Source organism: Sphingobacterium bovistauri (genome assembly GCF_020295405.1).
GTDB classification, from domain to species: domain Bacteria; phylum Bacteroidota; class Bacteroidia; order Sphingobacteriales; family Sphingobacteriaceae; genus Sphingobacterium; species Sphingobacterium bovistauri.
In genome coordinates, this window is the sequence record NZ_JADEYP010000006.1 from 152,661 (window position 1) to 158,660 (window position 6,000).

Below are 6,000 nucleotides of genomic sequence, written 5' to 3' on the forward strand. Positions count from 1 at the left end.
TAACATTTTTTTGCTATTTAATTATCTATTTTTGCCCTCGTGAAGAAGTATTTATCTTTCGTCTTTCTTATCTTATCCGTACAACTTTTGTTCGGACAAGATCCTGCGCAAATTAGTGATGCAAACAGAATGAATTTGGTTTCATCAAGTTCGGGTCGCATCAATTCTAAAACGGGACATATGACATTCTACAATCCTGTTTATGAACATAAAGGGAACACTTTATCAGCGGACAGTGGTTATATTTATGAAAATGAGATTAAGCAACAATATTTTGAAGCTTTTGGAAATGTTGTCATAACCCAACCTTCAGGTACCGTCATTTACTCAGACTATTTACACTATGATGCGACAGCACAATTAGCTAAGCTTACAAATAATGTAAAAATGGTTGATCGAAATTCGGTATTAACGACAAACTACCTTACTTACAATATGCGTTCAAAAATAGGTACGTATACTGGCGGCGGGAGAATAGTTACACAAACTGATACAATAACTTCTAAAAATGCATATTATTTTGAAGGTTCAGGAGATGCATATTTTAGGTATAAAGTAATAGTTCGTAATCCGTCGGTAAAAGTGTATACCGATACTATGCGTTATAACAGCCTCACTAAAAATACTCATTTCTTTGGCCCAACTAATATTAAAGGCAACAATAAAGAAAATTTATATACAGAACGAGGTATTTATAACACCGCAACTGGTATCGCAAATTTTAACAAGAAAAATCTATATACAGAAGGTAGTCGTTTTTTAAAAGGTGATAGTCTTCATTATGAGCGTGAATCAGGTATTGGAAAGGCTTTTAGAAATGTGGTTTTTGTCGACACCCTAGATAAATTTTATGCATACGGCGGCAAAGGTGAATATCATCAGGGAGAGGAATCCATCCTAATGACCAATAAGCCGTATATTATCACTGTCGTTAAGAATGAATCAGACTCTACTCAAACAGATTCTTTAAAAGTTGAACCACCATTAATACAAAACAAATTAGACAAGAAGACAGCTAAGAGAGAAGCTAAAGAAAAGGATATCAAAGTAGCAGAACTAAAAAATAATAAAAAATCAGAAGCTATAATTTCGGATAAAAATCCACCGCTATCAGATGCAAACTCCAGTGCTAAAGTAGATTCCGTCTACATGACTGCTGACACCCTTTACTCACGAATGATTTTGGCAAAAGAATATAAAGCTTTAGATCTGAAATTAGATCGTAGTGGAGGCCAAATGATAGAGGAAGTAGAGGTAAATTTTGGTGATGAAGAAACATCAGATTCTACACAGGAAATCATAAATGATGAATTATCAAAAGTAAAAGAAGTCAATGAAAATTTAATACCTAAAGTAAAAGAGGATAAAAAAGTAACATCCACTGCGCCTAAAAAAACTGTAAAACCTACATTAAATAATCATGGTGAAAACAGGAGTCAAATCGCAAACACCATTAAAGCGGATTCCGTTTTACGTCAAAAGGCAGTTGTACCTCTCGAAGGACATGCTGACAGTGTAATTAACAAAGCATTAAAAATCGCACAACAGGCTGATGCTATAAGCTCAACTAAAGACTCTGCAAATACGGCAATATCTGATACCGCAAGAACTCGAATTGTCAAGGCACATTATAATGTACGTCTATTCAAATCTGATTTGCAAGCTGTCGCGGATTCTGTATACTATGGCATGCAAGACTCTATGTTTAGATTTATGGGAAGACCTATGATATGGGCTCAAGATTCACAAATATCAGCGGATACCATTTATATGCAGATTATAAATCAAAAAATGGATAATGCCTTATTAAAAGAAAATGCTTTTATGGTAAATGCGCTATCTGACTCCACTAAATTTAATCAATTAAAAGGACGTAAGATCACGACGTTCTTTGCAAATAACAATATTGAACGTCTTTTTGTCGATGGTAATGCCGAGAATTTAGTTTTCTCTGAAAATGAGAAGACAAAAATAATCACTGAGATGTTTCATGATCGTGGAGGGCGCATCAAAGTAAGAATGGAGGATCGAAAAATAATAGATTATATCACGATTAAAAAAGTTGATCAAAAAGTTTATCCTTTTGCGTTGGTAACTCAAGAAAATGAAATTTTACCTGGATTCACATGGAGGCCTCAAGACCGTCCAAAATCTAAGGAAGACCTCTTAAATCGTAAAAGAGAAGTACCTAAAGAAACGGATGAAACTCCAAAAAAAGGTAAAAAAGAAGATTCAGAAGAAGAAGAAATCAAAGGAAAACCTATTGAAAGGAAAAAAGAAACAGCTGAAATACAAGAAGAAATTAAGAAATAGAAAAACGCTCATCAAATGATGAGCGTTTTTTATTTTGCACTATTTTAAATCTCTAATATTTTTTCAAAAATTCGGCTAATTTACTTACTGCTATAGCTCGATGGCTGATTGTATTTTTTTCTTCAGAAGTCATTTCTGCAAAAGTCTTATCATAACCATTTGGAATAAAAATAGGATCATAACCAAAGCCTTTCTCTCCTTTTCTTTCTTTGATAATTTGACCTTCAATTGTGCCTTCAAAAAAATGCTGTTGCTCATTTAGGTATAAAGAGATAACAGTTTTAAACCGAGCTGTACGATTTGAGTTATCACCTAATTTTTCCAATACCAAATCAATATTCTTCTCCATATCACGAGATCCGGAATACCGTGCTGAATATACGCCTGGCTCACCATTCAACGCATCAATTTCCAAACCTGAATCATCCCCAAAACAATACAAACCATATTTATTGACCAAGTAATCTGTTTTCTGCTGCGCATTCTCTTCAAAAGTGACTCCTGTCTCCGGAATATCATCTTGACAATCAATATCATTCAAAGATTTCAACACAAACTTATCACCTACCATAGCTTGCACCTCTTCAAGCTTATGTGCATTATTCGTCGCAAATACTAATTCTAACATGGAGTAAATGTAAAAAGGAAAATTTGAATATTTAAAATTCAAAAGCATTTACATTAAATTTATTATCTTCAATAAAAATCTAACCATGAATAAACATTATTATACCTTATTCATTTCAGTGAGTTTATTATTTCAAAGTTGTGATTCTATATTAGGTAAATCCAGGAGATCAGGGGGGCATCAAGACGCAAATAGTATTAGTTTCTATGTAAATCAAGAGAAACTTCATTTTATTTGTAGCGAATTAACCGATAGAATTTACAAGAAAATTACGATCGTAAAAAATGAAAATGAAGAAATACCATTTTTTTCACATTTTCATAAAAACGGTACATTCGATTTAAGAAGCACTGAAAAATTGATTTTGACAGAAAAAGATAGTTTATTTTTTAACAATAGCAAAATTGAAATTCCAGTTCTAACTGTGGAATATACTATAAACAGTGGTTCGAAATTTTGGGGAAAAGACGAAATCAACATTACATGCACGAAACCTAATCTTCCAATTCAATTAAGCAGTAAATTTATCGACTCTATAAACAACAAAATAGCATTAGCTAAACATTTAGAATTGGAAAAACTTCCGATTATTGAAGATTATAAAAATATAATTGATGAATTATTTCTGGCATCTTTGACAGGGGATTCAAACGCTAAAAATCATCTCTATAACCTTAGCAAAATTTACCCTATGGATAAGTCTGATATAGATCGATGGTTAAGATACAAAGCAATTATTAAGAAAAGAGAAGAAATTCAATCTTAAGCCCCTATTAATGTCTTAAACTCTCCCCAGAAAAGTTTCTTTTTATTGACATCTGCAAACATCTCTTCGAAGGAGAAGGTATTAAACACGGTTGCTACACGGCCTTTCATATACGAGTTATGGGCGATTTCAGGAAGTTTTAAAGATGCTGGCTCTACACCTAGTAAAGTGATTTTCTTAGGTTCAAAGAAAGTCATGATACGCTTAAAGTCATTTGGGTTTTGCGGATTGGCCAAATTAACAATTGCCACATTTTGAGGTGTGAGTTGCAATGCCCCTATTGTTTTGATAAAAGCCTCTTCAGCCGCTGGCGAAAAATATGGAAATGAAGGGTAACGTAAAATGAATAATACCCCAGTGCTTTTATCCCCTTTATAAACAAATTCCTCTGCGGAAGAATCCCAATTTATAACAGAATCCTCTTTGAAAGAATTTGATTGACTTTCATCTATAGCAAATCCCGTTGAAAACAAGGTTTCATTCATTAAAGCTTGCAACGCAATTGGATTGTCTGTAAGAAGATTATTCATTCTTTATTTAGATTAACAGATAATAGACGTGAGACTGGAGATTCAATTCTCTCGTCTCACATCTAATGTCTAATATCTATAAAACTATTGTCCCAAAATCCAAGCGAATACCAATGGAGCTACAATCGTAGCATCCGATTCGATCATGAACTTAGGTGTATCGATATCTAATTTACCCCAAGTGATTTTCTCATTAGGAACCGCTCCTGAATAAGAACCATACGAAGTTGTAGAGTCAGAAATCTGACAGAAGTATGACCAGAAAGGAACATCAGTCCATTCTAAATCTTGGTACATCATTGGCACAACACAAATTGGGAAGTCTCCAGAGATACCACCAGCGATTTGGAAGAAACCAACACCTTTACCACCAGAATTAGCACGGTACCATTCTGTTAAGTAAATCATGTATTCGATACCTGATTTTACAGTTGATGCCTTTAATTTACCTTTGATTACGTTAGACGCGAAGATATTACCTGTAGTTGAATCTTCCCATCCTGGACATACGATAGGTAAATTTTTCTCTGCCGCAGCAACAATCCAAGAATCTTTAGGATCAATTTCGTAATACTGCTCAAGTACACCAGAATTCACCACTTGGTACAAGAATTCGTGTGGTAAATAGCGTTCACCTTTAGCTTCTGCTGCATGCCATACATCTTCTAAATGCTCTTGAAGACGACGGAAAGCCTCTTCTTCAGGAATACATGTGTCTGTGACACGGTTGAAATGTGTATCTAATAATTCACGCTCTTGCTCTGGCGTCAAATCTCTCCAATTTGGAATACGTTTGTAGTGCGAATGTGCTACTAAATTCATTACATCTTCTTCCAAGTTTGCACCTGTACACGAGATAATATGAACTTTATCTTGACGGATCATTTCCGCTAAAGAAACACCTAATTCAGCTGTTGACATAGCACCACCTAATGAGATCAACATTTTACCCCCTTCTAATAGGTGTTGCTCATATCCCTTTGCTGCATCAACTAATGCTGCTGCATTAAAGTGACGGTAATTGTGCTCAATAAATTGACTAATTGGACCTTTTTGTGTACTCATCTTTTTTCGATTTTAATAAGTATGACAAAGGTACTGAAATTAATTAATTTTAAACTTTTGGAGTTCACAATGCATCATTGTATTTGTGTTTTTTTAACAAATGTAAAAAAGATGAAAATTAAATATATTTTTGTACTGTTAAGTTACTAACCAAATTATAGAATGATAAAATCCAAATTAATAGATTCCATACAAATTGGACAAGTTGAATTTGAAGCTTATATAACAATTGATGAAAATAATTTAGAAGCCTTTGCTGTTTATTTGGATAAATCAAATGAACCGCTGTTAGTCTTTCAACAAATTTCAAACAACTTTAACGTTGAGATTAAAATCAATCAAAAATTAGTTGATGAGTTACAACAATATAAATCAAAAGATATTGATCAAAGAAAAGAGCATTATAAAATATTTCAGGAATTTGTGTTGAATGCTGAGCAAAAAGCGAAAGAAATTGCATTTCAAGACACCAAATTGAATTACTTCACTGATATAAAACTAATTAAAAGCATCGAACAAGCTTATCTAATCGACTAAAAAAAGTATTTCTATTTTCTTTTCAAAAGTTTAGAGACACTGTCTTATAAAGTGTGTAAATAATAAAATGTGGAGTTCATAAATAATTGGATTCCACATTTTTATTTACATAACTTTATTATTATGATTGACAGAGAATCATTATTAAACGACAAAGAGTT

General features: G+C 33.2%; 6 protein-coding genes. 3 read left to right on the forward strand and 3 right to left on the reverse strand.

Translation table 11 applies throughout. From position 1 onward, the window contains the following. The first annotated feature begins 39 nt into the window (after nt 1-39). Nucleotides 40-2,313 carry an OstA-like protein gene (locus IPZ78_RS05340; RefSeq protein ID WP_225551960.1) on the forward strand — a complete coding sequence of 758 codons (2,274 nt, stop codon included), beginning with the start codon at nt 40-42 and terminating at the stop codon, nt 2,311-2,313. A gap of 52 nt (nt 2,314-2,365) precedes the next feature. Here IPZ78_RS05340 and IPZ78_RS05345 read toward each other — a convergent pair whose 3' ends face one another. Continuing rightward, nucleotides 2,366-2,941, reverse strand: coding sequence for a non-canonical purine NTP diphosphatase (locus IPZ78_RS05345; protein ID WP_225551961.1), 576 nt, complete (start codon nt 2,939-2,941; stop codon nt 2,366-2,368). An 85-nt stretch (nt 2,942-3,026) separates the two neighbouring features. Here IPZ78_RS05345 and IPZ78_RS05350 point away from each other — a divergent pair, with 85 nt between their 5' ends. Continuing rightward, the gene (locus IPZ78_RS05350) at nt 3,027-3,707 is read left to right on the forward strand and encodes a hypothetical protein (RefSeq protein ID WP_225551962.1); all 681 of its coding nucleotides are present in this window, start codon (nt 3,027-3,029) and stop codon (nt 3,705-3,707) included. On the opposite strand, the gene IPZ78_RS05355 is transcribed toward IPZ78_RS05350, so the two are convergent. Continuing rightward, complete coding sequence (locus IPZ78_RS05355; protein WP_225551963.1) at nt 3,704-4,237, reverse strand: hypothetical protein; 534 nt, start codon at nt 4,235-4,237, stop codon at nt 3,704-3,706. The genes IPZ78_RS05350 and IPZ78_RS05355 overlap by 4 nt on opposite strands. Before the next feature lie 84 nt (nt 4,238-4,321). Then, nucleotides 4,322-5,302 carry a deoxyhypusine synthase family protein gene (locus tag IPZ78_RS05360; protein ID WP_225551964.1) on the reverse strand — a complete coding sequence of 327 codons (981 nt, stop codon included), beginning with the start codon at nt 5,300-5,302 and terminating at the stop codon, nt 4,322-4,324. A gap of 162 nt (nt 5,303-5,464) precedes the next feature. On the opposite strand from IPZ78_RS05360, the gene IPZ78_RS05365 reads away from it, so the two are divergent. Then, nucleotides 5,465-5,839, forward strand: coding sequence for a hypothetical protein (locus tag IPZ78_RS05365; protein WP_225551965.1), 375 nt, complete (start codon nt 5,465-5,467; stop codon nt 5,837-5,839). Nucleotides 5,840-6,000: the final 161 nt, after the last annotated feature.

Bases quoted from the DNA above. Each gene is read 5' to 3' on its own strand.
- IPZ78_RS05345 (WP_225551961.1), bottom strand. From the start codon at position 2,941: ATGTTAGAATTAGTATTTGCGACGAATAATGCACATAAGCTTGAAGAG.
- IPZ78_RS05350 (WP_225551962.1), top strand. From the start codon at position 3,027: ATGAATAAACATTATTATACCTTATTCATTTCAGTGAGTTTATTATTT.
- IPZ78_RS05355 (WP_225551963.1), bottom strand. From the start codon at position 4,237: ATGAATAATCTTCTTACAGACAATCCAATTGCGTTGCAAGCTTTAATG.
- IPZ78_RS05360 (WP_225551964.1), bottom strand. From the start codon at position 5,302: ATGAGTACACAAAAAGGTCCAATTAGTCAATTTATTGAGCACAATTAC.
- IPZ78_RS05365 (WP_225551965.1), top strand. From the start codon at position 5,465: ATGATAAAATCCAAATTAATAGATTCCATACAAATTGGACAAGTTGAA.